A 25,536-nucleotide genomic window follows, 5' to 3' on the forward strand; every position below is an offset into this window, starting at 1 on the left:
GCGTCAGCCGACCGCGCCCTCCATCTGCAGCTCGATCAGGCGGTTCAGCTCCAGCGCGTACTCCATCGGAAGCTCCTTGGCGATCGGCTCGATGAAACCGCGCACGATCATCGCCATCGCCTCGTCCTCGCTCAGACCGCGGCTCATCAGGTAGAAGAGCTGGTCGTCGCTGACCTTGGAGACGGTCGCCTCGTGCCCCATCGACACGTCGTCCTCGCGGATGTCGACGTACGGGTAGGTGTCGGAGCGGGAGATGGTGTCGACAAGCAACGCGTCGCACTTGACCGTGCTACGGCTGCTGTGCGAGCCCTCCAGCACCTGCACCAGGCCGCGGTAGGAGGTGCGGCCACCACCCCGGGCGATCGACTTCGACACGATGGTCGAGGAGGTGTGCGGCGCGGCGTGCACCATCTTGGCGCCGGCGTCCTGGTGCTGACCCTCACCGGCCATGGCCACCGAGAGCACCTCACCCTTGGCGTGCTCGCCGGTCATGTAGACCGCCGGGTACTTCATGGTGACCTTGGAGCCGATGTTGCCGTCGACCCACTCCATGGTCGCGCCCTCGTGGCACACCGCGCGCTTGGTGACCAGGTTGTAGACGTTGTTCGACCAGTTCTGGATGGTGGTGTAGCGGCACCGCGCGTTCTTCTTGACCACGATCTCCACGACCGCGCTGTGCAGCGAGTCGGAGGAGTAGAGCGGCGCGGTGCAGCCCTCGACGTAGTGCACGTACGCGCCCTCGTCGACGATGATCAGCGTCCGCTCGAACTGGCCCATGTTCTCCGTGTTGATCCGGAAGTAGGCCTGCAGCGGGATCTCCACGTGCACGCCCTTCGGCACGTAGATGAACGAGCCACCGGACCAGACGGAGGTGTTCAACGCGGCGAACTTGTTGTCGCCGACCGGGATCACCGTGCCGAAGTACTCCTTGAAGACGTCCTCGTGCTCGCGCAGCGCGGTGTCGGTGTCGAGGAAGACGACGCCCTGCTCCTCGAGGTCCTCACGGATCTTGTGGTAGACGACCTCGGACTCGTACTGCGCCGCGACGCCGGCGACCAGCCGCTGCTTCTCCGCCTCCGGGATGCCCAGCCGGTCGTAGGTGTTCTTGATGTCCTCCGGCAGGTCCTCCCAGCTGGTGGCCTGCTTCTCGGTGGACCGGACGAAGTACTTGATGTTGTCGAAGTCGATCCCGGTGAGGTCCGCGCCCCAGGCCGGCATCGGCTTGCGGCCGAACAGCCGCAGGCCCTTCAGCCGCAGGTCGAGCATCCAGGCCGGCTCGTTCTTCTTGGCCGAGATGTCCCGCACCACCGCCTCGTTCAGACCACGCTGGGCGGCGGCCCCGGCGACGTCCGGGTCGGCCCACCCGTACTCGTAACGACCGAGGGCGGCGAGCTGCTCCTCCTGGGTCAGGGGCTGGACGATCTGCTCGGTCATCTATCTGTCCTCACAGTGGAGACGGTGGAACCGGACTGGGCGGGAATGTGCGTGGTGCACACGCCGTCGCCGTGCGCGATGGTGGCCAGGCGCTGCACGTGGGTGCCGACCAGGCGGGAGATCACCGCGGTCTCGGCCTCGCACAGCTGGGGGAACTCGGCGGCCACGTGCGCCACCGGGCAGTGGTGCTGGCAGAGCTGGCCGCCGGAGGCGATCGTGGACGCGTTGGCAGCGTAACCCTCGGCGGTCAGCGCCCCGGCGAGCGCCTCGGCCCGTGCGATCGGGGCGTCACCGGCGTCCTCCATGGCGGCCCGGCAGCGGTTCTCCAGCGCGGCGACCTGGTCGGCCGCGAACTCCGCGACCGCCTCGGCGCCACCGGTGCGGGCGATCCACCGCAGCGCGGCGGTGGCCATGTTGTCGTAGTGGTGGGTGCCGCACCGCACCCTGGCCGCCTCGGTCAGCGCGAAGACCTTGGCCGGCCGGCCCCGCCCCCGGCTGCCGCGCACGGCCTGCTCCCGGGCGAGCACGTCCCCGTCGGCGAGCATCGCGTCGAGGTGGCGGCGGATCGCGGCCGGGCTGAGGCCGAGCGCCGAACCGAGCTGCGCGGCGGTGGTCGCGCCCCGCTCCAGCAGGAGCTGGGTGACCCGGTCCCGGGTCGACAGGTCGGCAGCGGCCGGCGCGCCGACGACCGTACCGGTCACCGACCCCTCGGACAGCGCTGCCGCGTTTTTCACAACAGCAACGTTACGTAATTCGGCCGGGGCCCGCAAACCCGGGGTCCGGTGATCCCGACCACCGCACTGGCGGAGTCGCCCGATCGTGGTCCACTACGGTGCGTAGGATTCGCTCCGTGAAGCGTTCCGTCCGGTTCCCGGTCTCCCCCACGCTGCTGCGTCGGCTCGCGTACACCTCGATCATCGCGAACGTGGCGATCGTGGTCACCGGCGGGGCGGTCCGGCTCACCGCGTCCGGCCTCGGCTGCCCCACCTGGCCCCGGTGCACCGACGAGTCCTACACCACCACGTCCGAGATGGGCGTGCACGGGGTGATCGAGTTCGGCAACCGGCTGTTGACGTTCGCGGTGGGGATCATCGCGCTCGCCGTGGTGCTGGCCGTGCTGGCCCAGCGCCCGCGCCGCCGGGGGCTGCTGCCGCTGGCCGTGGGCGTGCTGTTCGGCATCCCGGCCCAGGCGGTGCTCGGCGGGATCACCGTGCTCACCAACCTCAACCCGTGGGTGGTCGGGCTGCACTTCCTCGCCTCGATGGTGGTGATCGCCGCCGCGTACGCGCTCTGGCGGCGCACCGTGGAGCCGGACGGGCCGGTGACGCCGACCGTGCCGGCGCCGCTGCGTACCCTCGCCCTGATCACGGTCGTGGTCGGCGCGGCCGTGCTGGTGGTCGGCACCTGGGTGACCGGCAGCGGACCGCACGCCGGCGACCACGGCGCGGCCCGCAACGGGCTCGACCCGGAGGCGATCTCGCAGGTGCACGCGGACGGCGTCTTCCTGCTGATCGGCCTCTCGGTGGCGCTGCTGTTCGCGTTCCGGGCGGTGGGCGCGGCGCGGGCCGCGCGGGCCGCCGGGGTGTTGCTCGCGGTCGAGCTGGGCCAGGGCCTGATCGGCTTCGTCCAGTACTTCACCCACCTGCCGGCGGTCCTGGTCGCCGCGCACATGCTCGGCTCCTGCCTGGTGCTGCTGGCCACGCTGGGCGTGCTCTGGGCCACCCGGGAACGGCTCCCGGCCGCCCCGGAGGCACCGGCGACGCCCGCCGCCGAGCCGGTGGGCGTCGCCGCCTGAGGCCGGACCGGGCGTTACCGCCCGGCGGGAGCGGGAATGCGGTCCGGACGACGGACCGTACGCCCGAGGGGAGCCGCCGGTGTCGCGCAAGGGCCTTGCCACGTCCACCCCGCAGCGGCTGACGCCGGTGGCCGGCGCGCCGCTGTGGTGCGACGCCCGCGAGCACGGCCTCACCGGGGACGGGGTCACCAACGACCAGCCGGCCCTGGCCGCGCTGGTGGACCGCCTCGGCGCCGGCTACGACGCCGACGGCCGGGCCCGGGTCATCCACTGCCCGCCCGGCCTCTACTCGATCCGCGACGCCGGCACGGTCTGGCGCAGCGGGGTGTCCCTGATCGGCGCCGGATCGGCGGCGACCCGGTTCCTGCTCAGCAACGAGGGCAACCGCGCCGCCCCGGTGCCGCTCGCCTACTGGACGACCGTGCAGCACGGCGCGGACCGGGACCGGCACATCGCCGACTGCACGTTCGCCGACTTCGAGATCGACGGCTCGGGCGTGGGCCTGGCCGAGTACGACTACCTGGCCAAGGGCCTGGGCCTGCAGTACGTGGTGCGGGGCGTGTTCCGCAACCTCTACATCCACCACACCGGCGCCACCGGTCTCGGCTGCGACTTCCTCCAGGACAGCCTGATCGACGGCGTGGTGGTGGTGGGCTGCGGCCGGCTGGACAACGGCCAGCAGATGGGCGGCGCCGGGATCGGGGTCGGCATCGGCGGCTGGGGGGCCGTGGAGCGCCTCACCATCGCCAACTGCACCACGGTCGGCAACGGCACCAACGGGATCTTCCTGGAACTCCAGAAGGACTACTGGGACCCGCCGCGCGGCATCCGCATCATCGGCTGCCACAGCCAGGCCAACCGGTTCGGCATCTCGGACTGGGGCGCGGACGGACTGATCGTCTCCGGCTGCACCATGACCAACAACCTGGAGGCCGGCTTCGACGTCTCGGCGAACGGCACCGCCGGGGTCGCCGGGCGCGGCGGCCTGCTCACCGGCAACGTGATCGACTGCAACGTCGGCGACGGCATCAGCATGGGCAACACCCCCGGCCCGTACGCGGTGCAGGGCAACCGGATCAGCAACAACGGCGGGTACGGCTACCACGAGCACGACCTCGGCCACGGTTACCGGGGGGCGGCGGCGGACGTGGTGATCCAGGACAACGACATCCGGGAGAACGCGCTGGACGGCATCCGGATCGACCGGCCGATGCTGGACGCGTCGATCGTCGGCAACCGCATCCGGGACAACGGGCAGCGGTCCGCGCCCGCCCACCGGGGCTCGGGCGACGCGGTCCGCTACGGCCCGCGCGAGGTCACCGACGCCCACGCGGACTGGCCGCCCGGCGGGCACCGCGGGAAGGTCGTCCGGGTCGGCACCCGGGCCGCGGTGGTCGCCGACAACACCGCCGACCGGCTCTCCCTGGCCGAGGTGCGCCCGGACGGCGCCACCGGCTGGAACGAGGCCACCCCGGCGCCGGGGTCCGCGTACGAGCTGCCCGCCGGGCCGCCGGCCTGCGCCGGGATCACCGTCGCCGCCCCGTTCGACTCGGCCACCGTGCGCGACAACCGGATCTGGCACCGGGACGCCGACACCCAGGCGTACGGGCTGTGGATCACCGAGGCGGGTAGCTGCGTGTCGTGCGCGGTCGAGGACAACGACCTGGCCGGCACGGTGGCCGCGGTGCGGCTGGACACCCCGCCGATCGGCGGACGCTGGGACCGCAACCACACCGACCGCGACTGACGTGCCCGCACACCCGGCCCGTGGCGGCGGCGCGGTCAGCGGCGGCGGCCCAGGTGGGACATGACCGCGTCGGCGAGCCGGTCGGGCGCGCCCTCGGCGTACCCGACGAACAGGCTCGGCTCGGTCAGCTCCAGCTCGACCAGCACGGGCGCGCCGTCCGGGCCGGGAATCAGGTCGACCCGGGCGTAGAGCAGCCGGTCGGCGCCGCCCGGGACGGCGGCCAGCACCTGCTCCGCGACGGCCCGCTGCGTCGGCGTCGCGGCGCGGGCGTCGATCCGCTCCTCCTTGTAGAGCGCGGCCTCACCCCGGTCCGGGCCGGTCAGCATCGGGCCCTTGCGGATCGCGTGGCTGAACGCCAGGCCGTCGCGGCCGGCCAGGAAGAGCAGCGCGGTCTCCCCGGCGGTGTCCACCGCGTCGAGGTACGGCTGGACCATGGTGAACCGCCCGGCGGCACCGAGCCGCCGCACGTGCGCCGACGCCAGCTCGCGGTGCTCCGGGTCGGCCAGGTCGTAGCGGCCGGTGTCCTGACTGCCGGCGCTGACCGCCGGCTTGAGCACGAACTCGCCGTCGGCGGGCGCCGGCCAGCTCTCCCCCGGCGCGAGCCAGGTGGTCGGCACGGTGGGCACTCCGGCGGCGGAGAGCTCGGCCAGGTAACGCTTGTCGGTGTTCCAGGCGACCACGTCGGCCGGGTTGAGCAGGGTCGGCACGCCGCGTGCCCAGGCGACGAACTCGTCGCGGCGCAGCGCGTAGTCCCAGGGGGAGCGGAGCAGCACCAGGTCGTACCGGGACCAGTCCACGGCCGGGTCGTCCCAGACCGCGCCGTCGACGGCGACGCCGCGTGCGGCGAGCGGGCCGAGCGCGAGCCGGTCGTCCGGGTCGAGATCGGGCAGGGCGGCGCAGGTGACGAAAGCGACCCGGGGTTCCCCCCGGGTCGACTGGTGGTGGTCGGTCATGCGGTTATGTGTGTCAACGGGCCATCGTGCGTCGGGCCATCGACCGCCAGAGGTCGTTGCTCGGACGCATCTGGTCCATCAGCTCACGCTCCCAGGCGTTCTCGACATCGACCCCGGCCTCCGCGCAGGCCTGCCGCGCGACGTCCGTGCCGTCGGCGAACTGGTCGGCCCACACCCCGTCGGAACCCACGAGGACGATCCGTGCGCCGCGCTTGCCGACGTACTCGATGACCGCCTTCGCGCCGCCGTGTCCGGCGGCGAACGACTTGATGCCCGCGACCAGGCCCTTGGAGGCCTGCTCGGTGGTCTGCTCAGTCGTCAGCGTCGTATCGGAACCATCTGCCATGACGCGAAGCCTATGCAGACTTCCACCCGGATGTGCGAGAACCATGAACTGAATGTGATGCCAATTACCCGCGCGTTTAAGAAGATGCACAGGAAATTTGTCGGTATTCACCCGCCTATTAACGGACAGAATGACCGCCGGGGATCGTCACGGTCTGTCCAGGTTGCTCCCCTCCGGGGGCACGCGGGAAGACATTCTGATGAACCCGTCCCACGGCGGAACACCGCAATCTCGCGGACGGGCGAGCCCTGGCCCAGGGGCGGGGCCGGCTCAGATCAGCGCGTCCAGGGCGACGGCGGCGAAGAGGATCGTGAGGTACGTGGTGGACCAGTGGAACAGCCGCATCGGCTTGACCGCCTCGCCGCGCGCCGCCCGCCGGCACAGCTTGTGCGCCTCGACCACGAAGATCCCGCCGACCACCAACGCGGTCACGCCGTAGATCGGGCTCATCCCCAGCGGCCAGACCGCCAGCGACGACAGCAGCGTCAGCCAGGAGAACGCGATGATCTCCACATTGACCCGCCGGACCGACGCCACCACCGGCAGCATCGGGATGCCGGCCCGCGCATAGTCGTCCTTGTACTTGATGGCCAGCGCGTAGAAGTGCGGCATCTGCCAGAAGAAGACCACCGCGAACAGGCCCCACGCGGCCGGCGACAGCGAACCGGTGACCGCGGCCCAGCCGATCAGCACCGGCGCGGCCCCGCAGACGCCGCCCCAGAACGTGTTGGCGGCCGTGGTGCGCTTCAGCCACAGCGTGTAGACCAGGTCGTAGTAGGCGATCGCGGCGAGCGTCAGACCGGCCGCCAGCCAGTTGGTGGTCGCCGCCATCAGCGCCACCGACACCGCCGCCAGCACCAGCCCGAAGACCAACGCGTTGCGCGGCGACACGGTGTGCGCGGGCAGCGGCCGGCGCTTGGTGCGCCGCATCAACTGGTCGATGTCGCGGTCGATGTAGCAGTTGAGGACGCTGGCCGCGCCGGCGGCGAGCGAGCCGCCGATCAGCACCACGGCCACCAGCCACAGCGACGGCAGGCCACCGTCCGCGAGCATCATCGCCGGCACGGTGGTCACCAGCAGCAACTCGACGATCCGCGGCTTGGTCAGCGCCACGTACGCGGCCACCACGCCGCGCACGTCCCGCCGGTCGGTCGCCGACGCCTCCGTCACCGAGCCCACCGGCGACTTCCCGGCAGGGTTGCTGACGGGGCGCTCGGTGATCATGCTCACGGATTGCCACCTTCCGGCTTCGGCAAGGGAGATCGATCGGCCCGGACCCGAGCCCGGGTCCACACACCGCCCCACACACTACGCGTCGTCGTTTTGGCTGCCCCGCAGACCCGGCAACGGTGCGGGCCGTCACACCCGGGGTTGAACGACCGGGCCGGCCGCGCCCGTAGTGAAGACCATGCCGAGATCCCCGGGCGGACGTTTAGCGCCGCTCGATAGGGTCATCAGTGAGGGTTCCGCCCATCTGCCGAGGAGCACAACCATCGTGGCTGCGAAACGACCCGAGCTTCCCGCTCTCAACTGGTCCGACCTCGACCGCAGGGCCGTCGACACGGTCCGCGTGCTGGCCATGGACGCCGTGGAGAAATCCGGCAACGGCCACCCGGGCACGGCGATGAGCCTCGCCCCGGCGGCGTACCTGCTCTTCAACCGCGTCATGCGCCACAACCCGGCCGACCCGAACTGGCCCGGCCGCGACCGGTTCGTCCTGTCCGCCGGGCACTCCAGCCTGACGCTCTACATCCAGCTCTTCCTCTCCGGCTACCCGCTGGCCCTGGACGACCTCAAGGCGCTGCGCCAGTGGGGCTCGCTCACCCCGGGCCACCCGGAGCACGGCCACACCCCGGGCGTGGAGACCACCACCGGGCCGCTGGGCCAGGGGCTCGGCAACGCGGTGGGCTTCGCCATGGCGGCCCGCCGCGAGCGGGGCCTGTTCGACCCCGAGCCGGACCGCGCCGACTCGCCGTTCCGGCACGACATCTGGTGCATCGCCTCCGACGGCGACATCGAGGAGGGCATCACCCACGAGGTGAGCGCGCTCGCCGGCCACCAGCAGCTCGGCAACCTCTGCGTGATCTACGACGACAACGAGATCTCGATCGAGGACGACACCCGGATCGCCAAGAGCGAGGACGTGGCGGCCCGCTACGAGGCGTACGGCTGGCACGTGCAGACCGTCGACTGGCGCACCGGCGACGCCGACCAGGGCGACTACCACGAGGACGTGGAGGCGCTCTACCAGGCGCTGCTGGCCGCCAAGGCGGAGACCGGCAAGCCCTCGTTCATCGCGCTGCGCACCATCATCGGCTGGCCCGCGCCGAACAAGCAGAACACCGGCAAGATCCACGGCTCGGCGCTCGGCGCCGACGAGGTCAAGGCCACCAAGGAGATCCTCGGCTTCGACCCGCAGCAGACCTTCCAGGTCGACGAGGAGGTGCTCAAGCACGCCCGCCAGGTGCTGGAGCGCGGCGCCGAGGCGCAGGCCGAGTGGGACACCCGGTTCGACGCCTGGGCGCAGGCGAACCCGGAGCGCAGGGCGCTGTGGGAGCGGATGGCCACCCGTACGCTGCCGACCGGCTGGACCGACGCGCTGCCGACCTTCCCGGCGGACGCCAAGGGCGTCGCCACCCGGGCCGCCTCCGGCAAGGTCCTGGAGGCGCTCGCCCCGGTGCTGCCGGAGCTGTGGGGCGGCTCGGCCGACCTGGCCGAGAGCAACAACACCACCATGAAGGGCGAGCCGTCGTTCGTCCCGGCCGGGCACGCCACCAAGGACTTCCCGGGCGACGAGTACGGCCGCACGCTGCACTTCGGCATCCGTGAGCACGGCATGGGCTCGATCCTCAACGGCATCGCGCTGCACGGCGGCACCCGCCCCTACGGCGGCACGTTCCTGGTGTTCAGCGACTACATGCGCCCGTCGGTGCGGCTCGCCGCGCTGATGAAGCTGCCGGTGACCTACGTCTGGACGCACGACTCGATCGGCCTCGGCGAGGACGGCCCGACGCACCAGCCGATCGAGCACCTGTCCGCGCTGCGGGCCATCCCCGGCCTGGACGTGGTCCGCCCGGCCGACGCCAACGAGACCGCGTGGGCGTGGCGGCAGGCGCTGGAGCACACCGACCGGCCGACCGCGCTGGCGCTGAGCCGGCAGGCGCTGCCGACGATCGACCGCGCCGAGTTCGGCCCCGCCGAGGGCACCGCCAAGGGCGGGTACGTGCTGGCCGAGGCGTCCAACGGCAAGCCGCAGGTGATCCTCGTCGGCACCGGCTCGGAGGTGCAGCTCTGCCTCACCGCCCGGGAGCGGCTGGAGGCCGACGGCACCCCGACCCGGGTGGTGTCCATGCCGTGCCAGGAATGGTTCTTCGCGCAGGACGAGGCGTACCGGGAGTCGGTGCTGCCGCGCGGGGTAAAGGCACGGGTGAGCGTGGAGGCGGGCATCGCGATGTCCTGGCGGGCGATCGTCGGGGACAGCGGCGAGTGCGTGAGCATCGAGCACTACGGCGCCAGCGCGCCCCACACCGTGCTCTTCGAGCAGTTCGGGTTCACCCCCGACCGGATCGTGGCCGCCGCGCACGCGGCGCTCACCCGGGTGGGCGACATCACCGGTTTCACGACCGGCAACTGAGGGGAGCGTGGACGGCATGACGGACAGGCTGAGCGAGCTCCAGAACGCCGGGGTGGCGATCTGGCTCGACGATCTTTCCCGGGTACGACTGAGCTCCGGCGGGCTGGACAAGCTCCGCCGGGAGAGCCACGTGGCCGGCGTGACCACCAACCCGACGATCTTCGCCAAGGCGCTGAGCGACGCCGACGAGTACGACTGGCAGCTCCGTGACCTCGCCACCCGCGACGTGGACGTCGAGGAGGCGGTCCGCATGCTCACCACGTACGACGTGCGGTGGGCCTGCGACGTGATGCGCCCGTCGTACGACGCGAGCGCCGGCGTGGACGGCCGGGTCTCGATCGAGGTGGACCCGCGCTCGGCGCACGACGCGGACAAGACCGCGGCCGAGGCCAAGGCGCTGTGGTGGCTGGTCGACCGGCCGAACCTCTTCATCAAGATCCCGGCGACCGAGGAGGGCCTGCCGGCGATCACGAAGACGCTGGCGGAGGGGATCAGCGTGAACGTCACGCTGATCTTCGGGCTGGACCGCTACTCGCAGGTCATGGACGCGTTCCTGGCCGGCCTGGAGCAGGCGCAGGCGAACGGGCACGACCTGTCGAAGATCGGCTCGGTCGCCTCGTTCTTCGTCTCCCGGGTCGACAGCGAGGTCGACAAGCGGCTGGAGAAGATCGGCTCCGACCAGGCCAAGTCGCTGCGCGGCAAGGCCGCGGTGGCCAACGCCCGGCTGGCGTACGAGCGGTACGGCGAGGTGTTCTCCTCCGCGCGTTGGCAGAAGCTGGCCGACGCGGGCGCCCACCCGCAGCGCCCGCTGTGGGCCTCCACCTCGACGAAGAACCCGGACTACCGGGACGTCATCTACGTCGAGGAGCTGATCGCCCCCGGCACGGTCAACACCATGCCGGAGCCGGTCGTCCACGCCTACGCCGACCACGGCGAGACCCAGGCGGACACGATCACCGGCGCGTACGACGACGCGCGGCAGGTCTTCGCCGACCTGGAGTCCGCCGGCGTGGACCTGGCCGACGTGATCGCCACGCTGGAGAAGGAGGGCGTGGAGAAGTTCGAGGCGAGCTGGCTGGAGCTGCTGGAGGGCGTCAAGAAGTCCCTCGCCGAGGCGGCCAAGGGCACCGGCAGCCCGCACCGGGCCGCCGAGGGCAACGCGCGCAACGCCCAGCAGGCCGGCGGTAACGCGTGACAGACGGCGCCCGACGCGTCCCGGGGCCCGGCCCCGGGACGCGTCCCGCCGTCCCGGGGAACGGGTGAGGTGATCAGGTGGACGACCTGCTCGCCAGGCCGGCGGAGGCCGCCGCCGGCCTGGCCGTGCACGGCGCGGACGGGGTGGACCCGTCCGCCCGCGCCGCGCTGGTCGCCCGCGACGTCCCCGCGCGGCTGGCCGCCCAGGACCCGACCCTCTGGGGGGCCGGGGCCGAGGCGGCGGCCCGCACCCGGCTGGGCTGGCTGGACACCCACTGCCGCAGCCGGGAACTGCTCCCCCAGCTCGCCGAGCTGACCGCCGAACTGGGCGACCTGGACCACGTGGTGCTCGCCGGTCCCGGCGGCGTGACGTCGGCCGCCGGAGTGATCGCCGACTGCCTGGGTCGGCCGCTGACCGTGCTCGACACGGCCGATCCGGGGCCGGTCCGGGCGGCGCTGGCCGACCGGCCGGCGCGTACCGTGCTGGTGCTCGCCGGCCGGGACCTGGACCGGACCACCGACGCCCACCTGCGGGCGTTCCGGCAGTCCTGGCACGACGCCGGGCCGGAGGCGGCCCGGCACCTGGTGGTGGTCACCCCGCCCGGGTCGGCGCTGGAGGCGCTCGCCGACGAGCTGGGCGCGGTGCTGATCCCGGCCGACCCGCAGGTGGCTGGGCCCTGGTCCGCGCTCGCCGCGTTCGGCCTGGTCCCGGCCGCGCTCGCCGGCGCGCCGGTGACCGAGTTGCTGGACGAGGCGGCGGCGCTGGCCGGCGCGCTCGACCGGGAACGGGACAATCCCGGTCTCGCGCTCGGCGCGGCGCTGGCCGGGGCGGCGGAGCACGGTCGGGCCACCGTGGCGCTGGTGCCCGACGGCACCGGCCTCGACGGGTTGCGCCACTGGGCCGGCGCGCTGCTCGCCGCCGCGACCGGCGGGCGGTTGCTGCCGGTCCCGGCGGAGGCCCCGGACGCGCCCGGCGTCGGGGGTCCGGGCGTGCTCACGATCGGCCTGGGCGGCGCGCTCGGCGCGGGCGTGGGGCCCGGGGTGGCCGCCGACGTGGCGGTCAACGGGCCGCTCGGCGCCCAGTTCCTCACCTGGGAGTACGCTGCCGCGACCGCCGCGGTGGCGCTGCGGGTCGACCCGTTCGCGGAGCCGGTGGGCGTCGACGACGACGTGCCCGCGCCGGCGGACGGACCGCCGTCGTCGGTCGACGGCGCGGTCGAGGTGTACGCCCCGGCCGGCGCCCCCGGCGACCTGGCCGGCGCGCTGCGCTGGCTGGCCGACGGGCTGGCCCCCGACGAGCACCTCGCGGTGACCGCGTACCTCGACCGGCGGGTCGACGGGGCGGTGGCCGGGCTACGCCCGCTGCTGGCCCGCGTCACCGGGCGGCCGGTGACCTTCGGGTGGGGCCCCCGCCATCCGGACCACCCCGACGGGCGCGCCCGGCACCTCCAGATCACCGGTGACCGCACCGGTGATCTGGAGGTGCCGGGTCGCCCGTACACCTTCGCGGAACTCCAGGCGGCCCAGGCCGCCGGCGACCGGCGGGCCCTGACCGGCCGGGAGCGACCGGTGCTGCGACTACACCTGACCGAGCGGGCGGCCGGCGTCGCCCAGCTGCTGGATACGGCCGGACGGACACGTACGTGACGATCAATGACCTGGAATCAGTGGACCGAGATGCAGGAGGAGGTGGCCCGGTGAACCCGCTGCGCGACCCCCAGGACCGGCGGCTGCCGCGGATCCCCGAGCCGTGCGCCCTGGTGATCTTCGGGGTCACCGGGGACCTGGCCCGCAAGAAGTTGTTGCCGGCGGTCTACGACCTGGCGAACCGGGGGCTCCTGCCGCCCGGTTTCGTGGTGCTGGGCTTCGCGAGGCGCGACTGGGGCGACGGCGACTTCGAGTCGCTGGCCCACGACGCGGCCAAGAAGCACGCCCGCACCCCGTGGCGCGAGGAGGTCTGGGCCCGGCTGGTCGGCAACATCAAGTTCGTCGGCGGCTCGTTCGACGACGACGCCGCGTTCGACCACCTCGCCACCACGCTCGACGAGCTGCGCGACACGCACGGCATCCACGGCAACGCCGCGTTCTACTTCTCCATCCCGCCGGCCGCCTTCCCGGTGGTGCTCAAGCAGCTCGCCCGCACCGGCATGGCCGACAACGAGAAGTCCGGCGGCTGGCGGCGGGTGGTGGTGGAGAAGCCGTTCGGCAACGACCTGCCCTCGGCCAAGGCGCTCAACGACCTGGTCGACGACGTCTTCACCCGGCAGGACGTCTTCCGGATCGACCACTACCTGGGCAAGGAGACGGTCCAGAACATCCTGGCGCTGCGGTTCGCCAACAACCTGTTCGAGCCGCTGTGGAACTCCAAGTACGTCGACTCGGTGCAGATCACCATGGCCGAGGACGTCGGCATCGGCACCCGGGCCGCGTTCTACGACTCGGTCGGCACCGCCCGCGACGTGCTCCAGAACCACCTGCTCCAACTGCTCGCCCTGGTCGCCATGGAGGAGCCGACCAGCTTCGACGCCGACGAGATCCGGGCCGAGAAGCTGAAGGTGCTCAAGGCCATCGCCGTGCCCCGGGACGTCGCCCGGGACACCGTGCGCGGGCAGTACCTGCCCGGCTGGGTGGGCGGCGAGCGCGCCAAGGGCTACCTGGAGGAGGAGGACGTCCCGGAGGACTCCACCACCGAGACGTACGTGGCGGTGAAGCTGGCCATCCAGAACCGGCGTTGGGCCGGCGTGCCGTTCTACATCCGCGCCGGCAAGCGGCTGCCCCGGCGGGTCACCGAGGTGGCCATCATGTTCAAGAAGGCGCCGCACCTGCCGTTCAACCCGGCCGACATGGAGTCCCTCGGCGCCAACCAGCTCGTTATCCGGGTGCAGCCGGACGAGGGCGTGGTGCTGAAGTTCGGCTCCAAGGTCCCGGGCACCACCATGGAGGTCCGCGACATCGCGATGGACTTCCAGTACGGCGAGGCGTTCACCGAGTCCAGCCCCGAGGCGTACGAGCGGCTGGTGCTGGACGTGCTCATCGGCGACCGGACGCTGTTCCCGGACGCCGCCGAGGTGGAGCAGAGCTGGCAGGTGGTGGACCCGCTGGAGCACGCCTGGGAGGGCACCACGCCGGAGCCGTACCGGGCCGGCGAGTGGGGTCCCCGGGCCGCCGACGAGATGCTGGCCGCCGAGGGAAGAGCTTGGAGAAGAGCATGATCGGACTGTGGGACACCACCGGCAACGAGGTGGTCAAGGCGCTGGCCGCCGAGCGGCGCAGCGCGGGCGGGGTGGCCAGCGGCATGGCGCTCACGCTCATCGTCGTGGTGGACGAGAAGCGGGTCCGGGAGGCCGAGGCGGCGGCCACCATCGCCGCCGCCGCGCACCCCTGCCGGCTGCTCGTGGTGGTCCGCTCCGACATCGAGCGGGACCGCAACCGGCTGGACGCGGAGATCGTGGTGGGCGGCCGGCTCGGCCCCTGCGAGGCGGTGGTGACCCGGATGTACGGCCGGCTCGCGCTGCACGCCGAGTCCGTGGTGATGCCGCTGCTGGTGCCGGACGTGCCGGTGGTGACCTGGTGGCACGGCGAGCCGCCGGAGGAGATCGCCACCGACTTCCTCGGTGTGGTGGCCGACCGGCGGATCACCGACTCGGCGCAGGCCGCCGACCCGATCGCCGCGCTGCGGCAGCGGGCCCGCGACTACGCGCCGGGCGACACCGACCTGGCCTGGACCCGGATCACCCCGTGGCGCACGCTTGTCGCCGGCGCGTTCGACACCACCCAGGCCCGGGTCACCGAGGCGACGGTGGTGGCACCGCGCACCGACCCGACCGCGGCGCTGATGCGGGGCTGGCTGACCGCACGCCTCGGCATCGAGCCGGCCTGGGAGCACTCCGACGAGTACCCGCGCATGCGTGAGGTGCAGCTGCGCTGCGCCAACGGCGACGAGCTGACGCTCACCCGGGACGACAGCGTGGCCCGGTTCCGGCGTACCGGGCAGGAGGACCGGACGCTGCCGTTGGTCCGTCGGCCGCTCGGCGACGAGCTGGCCGAGGAGTTGCGCCGGCTCGACGCCGACCAGGTGTACGCCGAGGCGCTCGGCGCGACCGCCGGGCTGACCGGGCTGGACCAGCGGGCGGCCCAGCGGGTGCACGTGTGGAAGGATCCGGCGACCGCCCAGCGGGCCGAGGCGGGCGTGACCGCGCACGCGGGCGCGACCGCGAACGAGTGACCGCCCGGACCGGGCGACCGGACACACAGAGACACGAGGGCACGACGGATGACTGAGGCGAGTGTCGCCGTACACGCCGACCCCGACCTGCTGGCGCAGGCGGTGGCGGCCCGGCTGGTGGTGAAGCTGCTCGACGCGCAGGCCGAGCGCGGTCAGGCGTCGGTGGTGCTGACCGGCGGGCGGATCGCCGCGGCGGTGTACCGGGCGGTCGGCCAGCTCCCCGCGCGGGACGCCGTGGACTGGTCGCGGGTCGACGTCTGGTGGGGTGACGAGCGGTTCCTGCCGGCCGGCGACCCGGAACGCAACGAGACCCAGGCCCGGGCGGCGCTGCTGGACGCGGTGCCGCTGGACCCGGCCCGGGTGCACCCGATGCCGGCGTCAGACGGTCCGGCCGGCAACGACCCGGAGGCCGCCGCCGCCGGGTACGCGCGTGAGCTGGCCGCCGCCGCCCGGCCGGGGCACGCCACGCTGCCCCACTTCGACGTGCTGATGCTCGGCGTCGGTGAGGACGGGCATGTGGCGTCCGTGTTCCCGGAGCACCCGGTGCACCACGACAGCCGCCCGGTCAGCGCGGTACGCGGCAGCCCGAAGCCGCCGCCGGTACGGACCACGCTGACGCTGCCGACGATCAACACGGCCGAGGAGGTGTGGCTGATCGCCGCCGGGACGGACAAGGCCCGGGCGGTCGGCATGGCGCTGGCCGGGGCCGGGTCGGTGCAACTGCCGGCGGCCGGCGTGCACGGCGTCTCCCGCACTCTCTGGCTGCTCGACCGCGCCGCCGCGGCCCACGTCCCGCCCCGCGCCCGCAGCCTCCGCTGAGGTGTGAGGAGGGGCCCTTCTTAACGTTTCCGGTAGAGAAGGGGCCCCTTCTTGACGCCTCGCGTCAGGCGCGGCCTCGGCGGTGGCGCAGGGCGGCCAGGGCCTCGGCCAGCAACGCCTCCCCCTCCTCGGGGGTACGCCGCTCCTGCACGTACGCCAGGTGGGTCTTGTACGGCTCGGCGCGGGTGCGGCCCGGCGGGTTGCCCGGGTCGGGGCCGGCGGGCTCGCCGCAGCGGGGGCAGTCCCACGACGCCGGGGTCTCCGCCTCGGCGGCGATCAGGAACTCGACCCGGTGCTCGTGGCGGCACCAGTAGACGACCGGCCGGCGCGGCGCCGGCTCGGCCCGCTGGTCGAAACGCTCAGGGGCGGACCCGATCCGGGTGCCGCGGATGACGTTGTTGCTGGGCACGTTGCGCGCTCCCTGTCGTCGAAGGGGCCGCCGCCGGAAGGGGTCGGCGGCGGGCGACGGGCGGCGGAACAAAACTGCGCGCGGTCCGTGACGGACCGCGCGCAGATTGTACGCGTAGACGCGCTCGCTCAGGTGCCGCTGGCCATCTGGAGGCGCAGCCAGAGGCCGAGCCCGACGATGCACGCGAACCAGACGATCCCCACCAGAACGGTGTAGCGGTCGAGGTTCTTCTCGGCCACGGAGGAACCGGCCAGGCTGGAGCTGACGCCGCCGCCGAACATGCTCGACAAGCCGCCGCCCTTACCGCGGTGCAGGAGGATCAGCAGGGTGAGCAGCACGCTGGTGATGACCAGCAAGGTGATCATCGTGTAGGCGAACCAGATCGGCATGGCGGGGGTCAGTCCTCTCGTTGCGATCACTGCCCGGGCCTGTCGGGCACTGCGGCACCGACCGGTGGACGGGCAGCGTCAAGGATAGCGAGCGATCAGCGGGCCGTGTGCTCCGGGAACCGACAGATCCGCGCGAACTCCTCCGCGTCGAGGCTGGCGCCCCCGACCAGAGCCCCGTCCACGTCCGGCTGGACCATGATCGCGGCGACGTTCGACGACTTGACCGACCCGCCGTAGAGGATCCGGACCTGCTGGGCGGTGGTCTCGTCGTAGGTCGCCACGAGCCGCTTGCGCACCTCGCCACAGACCTCCTGCGCGTCCTCCGGCGTCGCCGTCTTGCCGGTGCCGATCGCCCAGACCGGCTCGTACGCGACGACGACCTTGGTGACCTGCTCGGCGGTGAGGCCCTTCAGCGCGCCGTCGAGCTGGTCGCAGCAGTGCGCCACCTGTCCCGACTGCTCGCGGACCGCCAGGCCCTCACCGATGCAGAGGATCGGCGTGAGACCGTTCGCCAGCGCCGCCGCCACCTTCGCGTTGACAAGCGCGTCGTCCTCGCCGTGGTACTGCCGCCGCTCGGAGTGGCCGACCACCACGTACCCGCAGCCCAGCTTCGACAGCATCGGCCCGGCGATGTCACCGGTGTACGCCCCGGACGGGAACGGCGACAGGTCCTGCGCGCCGTAGCCGATCAGCAGCTTGTCGCCGTCCACCGCGGTCTGCACCGTGCGCAGGTCGGTGAAGGGCGGCAGCACCACGCACTCGACGTCGGTGAGCTGCTTCTCGGTCAGGCTCGCGGCCAGCTTCTGCACCAGCAGGTTCGCCTCGAGGTGGTTGAGGTTCATCTTCCAGTTGCCGGCCATCAGCGGCCGGCGGGTGGTGCTCGCCATTCAGTTCTCCAGAGCCGCGATGCCGGGGAGGGTCTTGCCCTCCAGGTATTCCAGGGAGGCGCCGCCACCGGTGGAGATGTGCCCGAACGAGGACTCGTCCAGACCCAGGGCGCGCACCGCCGCGGCGGAGTCACCGCCGCCCACCACGCTGAACGCGTCCGTCTTGGTGATCGCCTCGGCCACCCCGCGGGTGCCGTTGGCGAACGCCGCCATCTCGAACACGCCCATCGGGCCGTTCCAGAAGATCGTCTTCGCCTGGGACAGCGCGGCGGCGAAGCCGGCCACCGTCTCCGGGCCGATGTCCAGCCCCAGCCGGTGGCTGGGGATGCCGTCGGCCGGCACGGTGTCGTGCGCGGCGTCCGGGGCGAAGGCGTCCGCGGCCACCACGTCGACCGGGAGCATGATCTTGCCGTCGGAGCGCTCCAGGAGGTTCCGGCAGGTCTCCACCATCTCCTCCTCCAGCAGCGAGGAGCCCACCTCGTGGCCCTGGGCCTTGAGGAAGGTGAAGCACATCCCGCCGCCGATGAGCAGCCGGTCGACGGTGGGCAGCAGCGCCTCGATCACGGCCAGCTTGTCGGAGACCTTCGAGCCGCCCAGCACCACCACGTACGGCCGCTCGGGCGCGCCGGTCAGCTTGCTGAGCACCTCCACCTCGCGCAGCACCAGACGGCCGGCCACGTGCGGCAGCCGGGCCGGCACGTCGTGCACGCTGGCGTGCTTGCGGTGCACCGCGCCGAACGCGTCGTCGACGTACGCGTCACCGAGCGCCGCGAGCTGGTCGGCGAACGCGCCCCGCTCGGCCTCGTCCTTGCTGGTCTCGCCCTTGTTGAACCGCAGGTTCTCCAGCAGCGCGACCTGACCGTCGGCCAGGTCGGCCACGGTCGACTGTGCCGAGTCGCCGACGGTGTCCTCGGCGAAGTGGACCGGGGCGCCGAGCAGCTCACCGAGCCGCCCGGCGACCGGGCGGAGGCTGAACTGCGGGTCCGGCGCGCCCTTCGGACGGCCCAGGTGCGAGCAGACGACCACCTTCGCACCGGCCTGCACCAACGCGCTCAGCGTCGGCAGCACGGCCCGGATCCGGCCGTCGTCCGTGATGTCACCGGTCTGCTTGTCGAGCGGGACATTCAGGTCGGCGCGCACCAGCACGCGCCGACCCGACACCCCCTCGGCGAGCAGGTCGTCGAGGTTACGAATCGTCACAGCGAGGAACCCACCAGCTTGACCAGGTCGACGAGGCGGTTGGAGTAGCCCCACTCGTTGTCGTACCAGCCGACGACCTTGACCTGGTTGCCGATCACCTTGGTCAGCGGCGCGTCGAAGATGCACGACGCCGGGTCGGTGACGATGTCGGCGGAGACGATCGGGTCCTCGTTGTAGACCAGGACGCCCTTGAGCGGGCCCTCCGCGGCGGCCTTGATCGCGGCGTTGACCTCGTCCACGGTGGTCTCCCGGCCGACCTCGACGGTCAGGTCGGTGGCCGAACCGGTCGGGATCGGCACCCGCAGCGCGTAACCGTCGAGCTTGCCCTTCAACTCCGGCAGCACCAGGCCGATGGCCTTCGCGGCGCCGGTCGAGGTCGGCACGATGTTGAGCGCGGCGGCCCGGGCCCGGCGCAGGTCCTTGTGCGGCGCGTCCTGCAGGTTCTGGTCCTGCGTGTACGCGTGGATGGTGGTCATCAGACCCTTGGTGATGCCGAACGTGTCCTGGAGGACCTTCGCCATCGGGGCGAGGCAGTTGGTGGTGCAGGAGGCGTTCGAGATGATGTTGTGCTTGGCCGGGTCGTACTGGTCCTGGTTGACGCCCATGACCACGGTGACGTCCTCGTTCTTCGCCGGCGCGGAGATGATGACCTTCTTGGCCCCGCCGTCGATGTGCGCCTTCGCCTTGGTGGCGTCGGTGAAGAACCCGGTGGACTCGATGACGACGTCGACGCCGACCTCGCTCCACGGCAGCTTGCCGGGGTCCTTCTCCTCGAACACCTTGATGGCCTTGCCGCCCACGGTGATCTCGTCGGCGCTGGCCTTCACCTCGTGCGGGAGGCGACCCAGGATGCTGTCGTACTTGACAAGGTGGGCGAGCGTCGCGTTGTCGGTCAGGTCGTTGACCGCGACGATTTCGATGTCGGCGCCGGACGCCAGCACTGCCCGGAAGAAGTTACGGCCGATCCGGCCGAAGCCGTTGATGCCAACCCGGATGGTCACAGGTTCCATCTCCTCGCGTTCTGGTCCGCCGGCGTCAGACCACAGCCGGCGGAGGTGTGTGCGCCGACCGTTGGAGCCGGCCGTTGACGATGTCATCTCGGCCACCCCGCCGCGGTCCTGGGGACCTGACCGCCCGAGGCGGTGAGTGCGGCGAGGAGTGCCTGTGCCGGCCCCCTTGCCGTACGCAGCGACCCTATCCGAGCGCGTGGCGGCGCGTTGCGCCGGGTGGTGATCCCGAACGCGTGACGCCGCCCCCTCCGTCCTATCAGACCACGAGCATGTCCGGCGTGACGGCCGCTTCGGTATCCGGGATGCCGAGGTCACGGGCCCGCTTGTCGGCGAGCGCGAGCAGCCGGCGGATCCGGCCGGCGATGGCGTCCTTGGTCAACGGCGGCTCGGCGAGCGCGCCCAACTCCTCCAGTGACGCCTGGCGGTGCTCCAGCCGCAGCCGGCCGGCCGAGGTCAGGTGGTTGGGCGCGTCGTCGGCGAGGATCTCCAGCGCCCGGGTGACCCGGGCGGCGGCGGCCACCGCGGCGCGCGCCGAGCGGCGCAGGTTCGCGTCGTCGAAGTTGGCCAGCCGGTTGGCGGTGGCGCGCACCTCCCGGCGGACCCGGCGCTCCTCCCAGGCCAGCACGCTGGAGTGCGCGCCGATGCGGGTGAGCAGCGCGGCGATCGCGTCGCCGTCCTTCACCACCACCCGGTCCACGCCCCGCACCTCGCGGTTCTTGGCGGTGATGCCGAGCCGGCGGGCGGCGCCGACAAGCGCGAGCGCCGACTCCGGGCCGGGGCAGGTGATCTCCAACGCGCTGGAGCGGCCCGGCTCGGTCAGCGAGCCGTGCGCCATGAACGCGCCGCGCCAGGCGGAGACCGCGCAGCAGACGTTGGCGGCCACCACGTGCGGCGGCAGGCCCCGCACCGGGCGGCCCCGCACGTCCAGCAGGCCGGTCTGCCGGGCGAGCGCCTCGCCGTCCTTGACCACCCGCACGATGAAGTGGCTGCCCTTGCGCAGGCCGCCCGAGGCGAGCACGTGGATCTCACTCGGGTAGCCGTAGACCTCGGCGATCTCCCGCCGTAGCCGGCGGGCCACCGCACCGGTGTCCAGCTCGGCCTCCACCACCACGCGCCCCGACACGATGTGCAGGCCGCCGGCGAAGCGCAGCAGGGCAGCCATCTCCGCCCGCCGGCAGCAGGGCTTGGGCACGTCGACCCGACTCAGCTCGTCCTTGACCGCAGCCGTCATCGCCATTCCAGCGCCCCCTCACGGACCGGTTCCGGCGTGTCGCCGGTGATTACGTACGTGTCTAACGATCGGCGCCCAGGACCGGCACCAGTGCGGCGCCCAGGGCGGCCGGATCATGACGGGGCGTGCCGTCGACGACGGCGACGGGGGCGAGGACCAGCCGGGCACCAAGCGATTCTGCCGCACGTTCGACCGCCGCGGGATCACCCACCGCCGTCGAGTCGGCGAGCACCATGTCCACCTTCAGCTCGGGCAGATAGCGCCGCAGGGTGTCCAGATGGTCGGGCAGGGAGAGCCCGGAGGTCTCCTTCTCGGCCACCAGGTTCAGCGTCACCAGCCGCCGCGCCGGGCTGGACACGATCGCGTCGGCCAGGCCGGGCACCAGCAGGTGCGGCAGCACGCTGGTGTACCAGCTCCCCGGTCCGAAGATCAACCAGTCGGCGGCGCGTACCGCGGTCACCGCCTCGGCGCACGCGGCCGGCGCGGCCGGGGTGAGCCGCAGCGACTCCACCATGCCGGTCGTGACCGCGACCTGGTGCTGGCCGCGCACCGTGCGTACCTCGTCGGGGTGCTCCGGGTCGACGCCGCGGACCCGGGCCTCGATGCCCACCGGCTGGCGGGACATCGGCAGCACCCGGCCGACCGCGCCGAGCATCGCCCCGGCGTGGTCAAGCGCGGCCACCGGATCGCCGAGCAGCTCGGTCAGCCCGTGCAGCAGCAGGTTGCCGACCGCGTGGCCGGCGAGCGGGTCACCCACCGCGGCGGGCGGCGCGCCGAGCGCCGGCGCGGGCGTGGCGGCGGCGAAGCGGTGCTGGAACAGCGCCGCGCTGCGCCGGGTCGCGGGATGGTCACCGGAGAGCGCGACGAGCGCCTGCCGCAGGTCACCCGGGGGCAGGCCGCCGCGCTCGGCACGCAGCCGGCCGCTGGAGCCGCCGTCGTCGCCGACCGTGACCACCGCGGTGATGTCCAGGTCCAGTCCGGGTACGCAGTGCCGCAGCGCCCGCAGCGACGCGGACAACCCGTGCCCGCCGCCGAACGCGACCACCCTGGTCGGGGTCATTCCCGCCCCAGGTCCCGGTGCTGCGCGTTGGCGGCGATGCCGGACGCGCGCAGCCGCACGGCCAACTCCTCGGCGATCGCCACGCTGCGGTGCTTGCCGCCGGTGCAGCCCACGGCCACGGTCAGGTAGCGCTTGCCCTCCCGCTCGAAACCGGCAGTGGTGGCGTTGACCAGGTCGGCGTAGCCGGCGACGAACGCGTCCGCGCCCTCCTGCCCCAGCACGTACGCGCTGACCCCCTCCTCCCGGCCGGTGTGCTCACGCAGCTCCGGCACCCAGTACGGGTTGGGCAGGAAGCGGGCGTCCATCACGAAGTCGGCGTCCGGCGGAAGGCCGTACTTGAAGCCGAACGAGAGCACGGTGATCCGCAGCCGGCGGGCGTCCTCGCCGCCGAACAGCTCCTCGACCCGGCGGCGGAGCTGGTTGACGTTCAGGTGGCTGGTGTCGATGATCACGTCGGCCTGGTCGCGGGCCTCCTCCAACAGCGCCCGCTCCACCGCGATGCCGTCGGCCAGCCGTCCGTCGCCCTGCAACGGGTGCGAGCGGCGCACACTCTCGAACCGGCGGATCAGCACCTCGTCGTCGGCGTCGACGAAGACCACCCGGGGCGAGAAGCCGCGCTCGCGCAGCTCCCGGATCGCGCCGGCCAGGTCCGTGGAGAACGCACGCGAGCGCACGTCCAGCACCATCGCCGTACGCCGGGCCGCGCCGCCGGCCTTGAACGCCAGCTCGGCCATGTCCAGCAGCAGCGCCTGGGGCAGGTTGTCGACCACGTAGTAGCCGACGTTCTCCAGGGCCCGCGCCACCGTGCTGCGCCCGCCTCCGGAGAGGCCGGTCACCACCACCAGGGACGTCTCCGCCTCGGTCGGCGCCGGCCGCCCCACCGCTGTCTCCGTGCCGGTCGGCACCAGGCCCTCCGCCGTCCGCGCCTCGCTCACCCGATGTACCCCCAAGCCGTGGCGCCGCGGCCGGTCGGCCGCACATGGTCAGTCGACGACTCTAACGGCTGCGACCCCGGGCGGGATTCCACGGGGTGACCCCCGGAACACCTGCTCGTCCAGTTCCACCCGCCTCCTCCCCCCGTCCCCCACCCGACCTCTCCCCGCCCGTCTCCCCACCCGTCTCCCCGCGGGCGCTCCCCCGGGCGCTCCCCCGGGCGCTCCCCCCGGGCGCTCCCCGCTGTTTCACGGAAACAGTGGCTGTTCCGGCGGCGACAGCCACTGTTTCCGTGAAACGGGCGGGGGCAAGGGTTGGGCGCGGCGGCGGCGCGGGCGGGCGGCTTCCGTGGCGGTGTCGGCGGGCGCTCGTAGACTGCGCGGATGGTCTCCCCCACCGAGCAACGGGTCGAGGGCGCGCTGGACGTGTTGCGCCGGGTCTTCGGCTACGACGCGTTCCGCGGTGTCCAGCAGGACATCATCGAGCACGTGGTGGCCGGCGGCGACGCGCTGGTGCTGATGCCCACCGGGGGCGGCAAGTCGCTCTGCTACCAGATCCCCGCGCTGGTCCGCGACGGCGTGGCGGTGGTCGTCTCGCCGCTGATCGCGCTCATGCAGGACCAGGTCGACGCGCTCACCGCGGTCGGCGTGCGGGCCGGGTTCCTCAACTCGACCCAGGGCGCGGCACAGCGCCGCCGGGTCGAGGCGGCCTACCTCGCCGGCGAGCTGGACCTGCTCTACCTCGCCCCGGAAGGACTGGCCGTGCGCTCCACGCTCGGCCTGCTGGAACGCGGCAGGATCGCGCTGTTCGCGATCGACGAGGCGCACTGCGTCTCCCAGTGGGGGCACGACTTCCGCCCCGACTACCTCAACCTGTCGATGCTGCACGAACGCTGGCCGCAGGTGCCGCGCATCGCGCTGACCGCCACCGCGACCCGGGCCACCCGCACCGAGATCGCCACCCGGCTCCAGCTCACCGACGCCCGGCACTTCGTGGCCAGCTTCGACCGGCCCAACATCCAGTACCGCATCGTGCCGAAGCGGGAACCGCGCCGGCAGTTGCTGAGCCTGCTGCGCGACGAGCACCCGGGCGACGCCGGCATCGTCTACTGCCTGTCCCGCGCCTCGGTGGACAAGACCGCCGAGTTCCTGGTCGCCAACGGCATCCCGGCGCTGCCCTACCACGCCGGCCTGGACGCGGCGACCCGCGCCGCCAACCAGCAGCGCTTCCTGCGCGAGGACGGGCTGGTCATGGTGGCCACCATCGCGTTCGGCATGGGCATCGACAAGCCCGACGTACGCTTCGTCGCCCACCTCGACCTGCCCAAGTCGGTGGAGGGCTACTACCAGGAGACCGGTCGCGCCGGCCGTGACGGGCTGCCGTCCACGGCCTGGCTGGCGTACGGGCTCCAGGACGTGGTGCAGCAGCGCAAGATGATCGAGACGTCGGAGGGCGACCTGGCGCACCGGCGCAACCTGGCCGCCCACCTCGACGCGATGCTGGCGCTCTGTGAGACGGTCCGCTGCCGCCGGGCCCAGCTACTCGACTACTTCGGCGAGACCGGGGCGTCGACCTGCGGCAACTGCGACACCTGCCTGGACCCGCCGGAGTCTTGGGACGGCACGGTCGCCGCGCAGAAGCTGCTCTCCACCGTCTACCGGCTCGACCGGGAGCGCAACCAGCGGTTCGGCGCCGGGCACAGCATCGACATCCTGCTCGGCAAGCACACCGACAAGATCGACCAGCACGGGCACGACGCGCTGAGCACGTTCGGCATCGGCACCGAGCTACGCGACACCGAGTGGCGCGGCGTGGTCCGGCAACTGCTCGCCGAGGGTCTGCTCGCGGTCGAGGGCGACTACGGCACGCTGGCGTTGACCGAGGCCAGCGCGGACGTGCTCGGCCGACGGCGTTCGGTCACCCTGCGCAAGGAGCCGGAACGCCCGCTGTCCGGCCGGGCCGCGAAGCCACGGGGCGCGGCCACCGTCGTCGCCGACCTATCCCCCGCCGCCGCGCCGGTCTTCGAGCGGCTCCGCGCGTGGCGGGCGGCCACCGCGAAGGAACAGGGCGTCCCCGCGTACGTGGTCTTCCACGACGCCACGCTGCGTCAGATCGCCGCCGAGCCACCGACCTCGCTGGCCGAGCTGTCCCGGTTCAACGGCGTGGGCGAGAACAAGCTCGCCAAGTACGGCGAGGCCATCCTCGCCGTACTCGCGGAGGGGTGACGCAAGGGCCGACCCCATTGTCGGGGCCGGCCCTTCGGGTGTTGC

22 protein-coding genes are annotated in these 25,536 nt (G+C 72.7%); 9 read left to right on the forward strand and 13 right to left on the reverse strand.

All coding sequences use genetic code 11. The features are described from left to right. Positions 1-3: 3 nt before the first annotated feature. Complete coding sequence (gene sufB / locus ACZ6O5_RS30530; RefSeq protein WP_107162484.1) at positions 4-1,434, reverse strand: Fe-S cluster assembly protein SufB; 1,431 nt, start codon at positions 1,432-1,434, stop codon at positions 4-6. Further along, positions 1,431-2,168 carry a helix-turn-helix transcriptional regulator gene (locus tag ACZ6O5_RS30535; RefSeq protein ID WP_431937156.1) on the reverse strand — a complete coding sequence of 246 codons (738 nt, stop codon included), beginning with the start codon at positions 2,166-2,168 and terminating at the stop codon, positions 1,431-1,433. Before ACZ6O5_RS30535 ends, sufB begins: the two co-directional genes overlap by 4 nt. A gap of 98 nt (positions 2,169-2,266) precedes the next feature. Here ACZ6O5_RS30535 and ACZ6O5_RS30540 point away from each other — a divergent pair, with 98 nt between their 5' ends. Further along, a complete protein-coding gene (locus ACZ6O5_RS30540) occupies positions 2,267-3,229 on the forward strand; it encodes a COX15/CtaA family protein (RefSeq protein WP_465981706.1) in 963 nt (320 codons plus the stop codon). 79 nt (positions 3,230-3,308) lie between these two features. Next, entirely contained in the window at positions 3,309-4,976 is a 1,668-nt protein-coding gene (locus ACZ6O5_RS30545; RefSeq protein WP_465981708.1) for a right-handed parallel beta-helix repeat-containing protein, read from the forward strand. Positions 4,977-5,011: 35 nt separating this feature from the next. Here ACZ6O5_RS30545 and ACZ6O5_RS30550 read toward each other — a convergent pair whose 3' ends face one another. From ACZ6O5_RS30550 to ACZ6O5_RS30560, 3 genes are all read right to left on the reverse strand, one after another. Next, a complete protein-coding gene (locus ACZ6O5_RS30550; RefSeq protein WP_465981710.1) occupies positions 5,012-5,929 on the reverse strand; it encodes an ATP-grasp domain-containing protein in 918 nt (305 codons plus the stop codon). Positions 5,930-5,942: 13 nt separating this feature from the next. Next, positions 5,943-6,275 (reverse strand): hypothetical protein, encoded by a 333-nt coding sequence (locus ACZ6O5_RS30555; protein ID WP_465981712.1) that lies wholly within the window; start codon positions 6,273-6,275, stop codon positions 5,943-5,945. A 270-nt stretch (positions 6,276-6,545) separates the two neighbouring features. Then, entirely contained in the window at positions 6,546-7,505 is a 960-nt protein-coding gene (locus tag ACZ6O5_RS30560) for a heme o synthase (RefSeq protein ID WP_465981714.1), read from the reverse strand. A 265-nt stretch (positions 7,506-7,770) separates the two neighbouring features. On the opposite strand from ACZ6O5_RS30560, the gene tkt reads away from it, so the two are divergent. From tkt to pgl, 6 genes are all read left to right on the forward strand, one after another. Then, positions 7,771-9,909: a transketolase gene (gene tkt / locus ACZ6O5_RS30565; RefSeq protein ID WP_465981716.1), complete on the forward strand. Its 2,139-nt coding sequence runs from the start codon at positions 7,771-7,773 to the stop codon at positions 9,907-9,909. Between the two features lie 16 nt (positions 9,910-9,925). Then, the gene (tal, locus tag ACZ6O5_RS30570) at positions 9,926-11,104 is read left to right on the forward strand and encodes a transaldolase (protein WP_465981718.1); all 1,179 of its coding nucleotides are present in this window, start codon (positions 9,926-9,928) and stop codon (positions 11,102-11,104) included. A gap of 77 nt (positions 11,105-11,181) precedes the next feature. Next, entirely contained in the window at positions 11,182-12,750 is a 1,569-nt protein-coding gene (locus tag ACZ6O5_RS30575; RefSeq protein ID WP_465981720.1) for a glucose-6-phosphate isomerase, read from the forward strand. Between the two features lie 50 nt (positions 12,751-12,800). Next, on the forward strand, positions 12,801-14,315 hold the full coding sequence (gene zwf / locus ACZ6O5_RS30580; protein ID WP_396771707.1) for a glucose-6-phosphate dehydrogenase: 1,515 nt from the start codon (positions 12,801-12,803) through the stop codon (positions 14,313-14,315). Then, on the forward strand, positions 14,312-15,328 hold the full coding sequence (locus ACZ6O5_RS30585) for a glucose-6-phosphate dehydrogenase assembly protein OpcA (protein ID WP_465981722.1): 1,017 nt from the start codon (positions 14,312-14,314) through the stop codon (positions 15,326-15,328). Before zwf ends, ACZ6O5_RS30585 begins: the two co-directional genes overlap by 4 nt. Positions 15,329-15,376: 48 nt before the next feature. Then, positions 15,377-16,147 carry a 6-phosphogluconolactonase gene (gene pgl / locus ACZ6O5_RS30590; RefSeq protein ID WP_465981724.1) on the forward strand — a complete coding sequence of 257 codons (771 nt, stop codon included), beginning with the start codon at positions 15,377-15,379 and terminating at the stop codon, positions 16,145-16,147. A 64-nt stretch (positions 16,148-16,211) separates the two neighbouring features. On the opposite strand, the gene ACZ6O5_RS30595 is transcribed toward pgl, so the two are convergent. The 8 genes from ACZ6O5_RS30595 to rapZ form a co-directional block, all read right to left on the reverse strand. Further along, positions 16,212-16,556 (reverse strand): RNA polymerase-binding protein RbpA, encoded by a 345-nt coding sequence (locus ACZ6O5_RS30595; protein ID WP_281936352.1) that lies wholly within the window; start codon positions 16,554-16,556, stop codon positions 16,212-16,214. Between the two features lie 128 nt (positions 16,557-16,684). Then, positions 16,685-16,945 (reverse strand): preprotein translocase subunit SecG, encoded by a 261-nt coding sequence (gene secG / locus ACZ6O5_RS30600; RefSeq protein WP_091420428.1) that lies wholly within the window; start codon positions 16,943-16,945, stop codon positions 16,685-16,687. Positions 16,946-17,040: 95 nt separating this feature from the next. Next, positions 17,041-17,832 carry a triose-phosphate isomerase gene (gene tpiA / locus ACZ6O5_RS30605; protein WP_465981726.1) on the reverse strand — a complete coding sequence of 264 codons (792 nt, stop codon included), beginning with the start codon at positions 17,830-17,832 and terminating at the stop codon, positions 17,041-17,043. After that, positions 17,833-19,032, reverse strand: a complete 1,200-nt coding sequence (locus ACZ6O5_RS30610) for a phosphoglycerate kinase (protein WP_465981728.1) — start codon at positions 19,030-19,032, stop codon at positions 17,833-17,835. Continuing rightward, positions 19,029-20,033 (reverse strand): type I glyceraldehyde-3-phosphate dehydrogenase, encoded by a 1,005-nt coding sequence (gap, locus tag ACZ6O5_RS30615; RefSeq protein WP_107162499.1) that lies wholly within the window; start codon positions 20,031-20,033, stop codon positions 19,029-19,031. Before gap ends, ACZ6O5_RS30610 begins: the two co-directional genes overlap by 4 nt. Positions 20,034-20,298: 265 nt before the next feature. Beyond that, positions 20,299-21,279: a DNA-binding protein WhiA gene (gene whiA / locus ACZ6O5_RS30620; RefSeq protein WP_343446065.1), complete on the reverse strand. Its 981-nt coding sequence runs from the start codon at positions 21,277-21,279 to the stop codon at positions 20,299-20,301. 55 nt (positions 21,280-21,334) lie between these two features. Then, positions 21,335-22,333: a gluconeogenesis factor YvcK family protein gene (locus ACZ6O5_RS30625; RefSeq protein WP_357306317.1), complete on the reverse strand. Its 999-nt coding sequence runs from the start codon at positions 22,331-22,333 to the stop codon at positions 21,335-21,337. Then, a complete protein-coding gene (gene rapZ, locus ACZ6O5_RS30630) occupies positions 22,330-23,214 on the reverse strand; it encodes an RNase adapter RapZ (RefSeq protein ID WP_465981736.1) in 885 nt (294 codons plus the stop codon). The genes ACZ6O5_RS30625 and rapZ overlap by 4 nt, the downstream gene beginning before the upstream one ends. A gap of 435 nt (positions 23,215-23,649) precedes the next feature. Here rapZ and recQ point away from each other — a divergent pair, with 435 nt between their 5' ends. Next, complete coding sequence (gene recQ / locus ACZ6O5_RS30635; RefSeq protein WP_465981731.1) at positions 23,650-25,491, forward strand: DNA helicase RecQ; 1,842 nt, start codon at positions 23,650-23,652, stop codon at positions 25,489-25,491. Positions 25,492-25,536 lie beyond the last annotated feature (45 nt).

Source organism: Micromonospora sp. NPDC049201, assembly GCF_055586805.1.

Coding starts and splice junctions, on each gene's coding strand:
- sufB (WP_107162484.1), bottom strand. CDS start 1,434: ATGACCGAGCAGATCGTCCAGCCCCTGACCCAGGAGGAGCAGCTCGCC.
- ACZ6O5_RS30550 (WP_465981710.1), bottom strand. CDS start 5,929: ATGACCGACCACCACCAGTCGACCCGGGGGGAACCCCGGGTCGCTTTC.
- ACZ6O5_RS30555 (WP_465981712.1), bottom strand. CDS start 6,275: ATGGCAGATGGTTCCGATACGACGCTGACGACTGAGCAGACCACCGAG.
- tal (WP_465981718.1), top strand. CDS start 9,926: ATGACGGACAGGCTGAGCGAGCTCCAGAACGCCGGGGTGGCGATCTGG.
- ACZ6O5_RS30585 (WP_465981722.1), top strand. CDS start 14,312: ATGATCGGACTGTGGGACACCACCGGCAACGAGGTGGTCAAGGCGCTG.
- pgl (WP_465981724.1), top strand. CDS start 15,377: ATGACTGAGGCGAGTGTCGCCGTACACGCCGACCCCGACCTGCTGGCG.
- secG (WP_091420428.1), bottom strand. CDS start 16,945: ATGCCGATCTGGTTCGCCTACACGATGATCACCTTGCTGGTCATCACC.
- tpiA (WP_465981726.1), bottom strand. CDS start 17,832: ATGGCGAGCACCACCCGCCGGCCGCTGATGGCCGGCAACTGGAAGATG.
- whiA (WP_343446065.1), bottom strand. CDS start 21,279: ATGGCGATGACGGCTGCGGTCAAGGACGAGCTGAGTCGGGTCGACGTG.
- ACZ6O5_RS30625 (WP_357306317.1), bottom strand. CDS start 22,333: ATGACCCCGACCAGGGTGGTCGCGTTCGGCGGCGGGCACGGGTTGTCC.
- recQ (WP_465981731.1), top strand. CDS start 23,650: ATGGTCTCCCCCACCGAGCAACGGGTCGAGGGCGCGCTGGACGTGTTG.